General features: G+C 39.2%; 1 protein-coding gene and 1 pseudogene. Both read left to right on the plus strand.

Annotation, left to right across the window (positions count from 1 at the left end):
• Positions 1-418: pseudogene (locus tag ACHFIZ_RS17885) on the plus strand (hypothetical protein); the annotation flags it as partial.
• Positions 415-1,290: an IS3 family transposase gene (locus ACHFIZ_RS17890; protein WP_410888335.1), complete on the plus strand. Its 876-nt coding sequence runs from the start codon at positions 415-417 to the stop codon at positions 1,288-1,290. The pseudogene ACHFIZ_RS17885 and the gene ACHFIZ_RS17890, both read left to right, overlap by 4 nt.
• The last annotated feature ends 91 nt before the right edge of the window (positions 1,291-1,381 follow it).

The following is a 1,381-nucleotide window of genomic DNA, read 5'->3' on the forward strand; positions in this document are numbered from 1 at the left end:
CAAGATGGTCTGTGAACGTCATAGTTTATCTGTTAATACAGTAAACAAATGGATTGAGAGTTATGCTAGCAGCACCTATTTTGAACAAAAGAAGAAAAGGCGCAGCCGAGCTGAAAAGAATAAGATCGTTAGAGAAATCATTTCGGGAAGATCAACGATAAGCGATGTCCAGCTAAAATACAGTATAGATTGCCGCGAGACAATTAATAGTTGGCTAAGGGCATATAAGAATGCCGAGCAGGAACTTTCCGACCTCCAGGATTCAAGTGTAATCCCTGAAAAGCAACTCCAGCTTACCGAAATGCAAAAAGAACTGGAAATGGCCAGGCTGAAGATCCGGGCATTTGAAGTCATGGTAGATATCGCTAGTGACCAGTTTAAGGTGGATATAAGAAAAAAGCTTGGTGCCAAACAGTGACCCAGCTCATTAAAGAAGAGCAGGGCATTAGTGTGCAAACACTATGTTCATTGTTTGGCAAAAGTAGAAATGCATGGTACGATAGCCAGCGCAAAACAGAAAAAGATATACTCACCAGAGATATTGTATTACAGGAAGTTAACAAACTCCGCAATGACCTCCCGGGCATCGGAACAAGGAAGCTTCACTATCTGCTTCAGAATATTTTACTGGAGCACAATATTGCTGTGGGCAGAGATTATCTCTTTGATCTTCTGGCAGCAAATGGCTTATTAGTTGCCAGAAGACGCAGGCGCTTCATTACAACAGACTCTAACCATTGGATGAAAAAGTATGACAACCGGACTTTCGTATATCTTAGCCTGATCACAGATGCCTATTCAAGGCAAATTATGGGTTATCACCTGCATAATGATCTTTCTACAGAAGGTTGTCTGCAAGCCTTAAAAATGGCAATTGAGAAGAGAAATACACAAGATTTACCACTGATGCACCATTCTGACAGAGGATCACAATATTGCAGTAAGGCTTATGTCGATGTACTTAAAAATAACAATATCGCTATCAGCATGACTAAGAATGGTGATCCTTATGAAAATGCAATGGCAGAAAGAGTAAATGGAATACTTAAAACTGAATTCAGTATTGACCGTAACACAGGATCATTCGAAAGCTTAAAAGTCAAATTAGACAAAGTAATCAGCAGCTATAACACGATCAGGCCGCATGCAAGCCTGGGATATTTAACACCTGTGCAAGCGCACAAAAAGCTGGGAGAATTAAACAAAAATTGGAAAAACTATAGAAAAGAAAAATGGGACCGTAAAATTCAACAACAACAAAATTCCATTGCTATATTAGGGGATAATTAGCATGTAATGTTTAACCAGGACATGTAAAGTTCAATTTAGGACGATGTCAAGTTTTTCCAGGACTAGTGTAAAGCTATTCTAGGACTATACA

Origin of the sequence: Pedobacter sp. JCM 36344 (genome assembly GCF_046546555.1) — a bacterium.
In the GTDB taxonomy this organism is placed as follows: domain Bacteria; phylum Bacteroidota; class Bacteroidia; order Sphingobacteriales; family Sphingobacteriaceae; genus Pedobacter.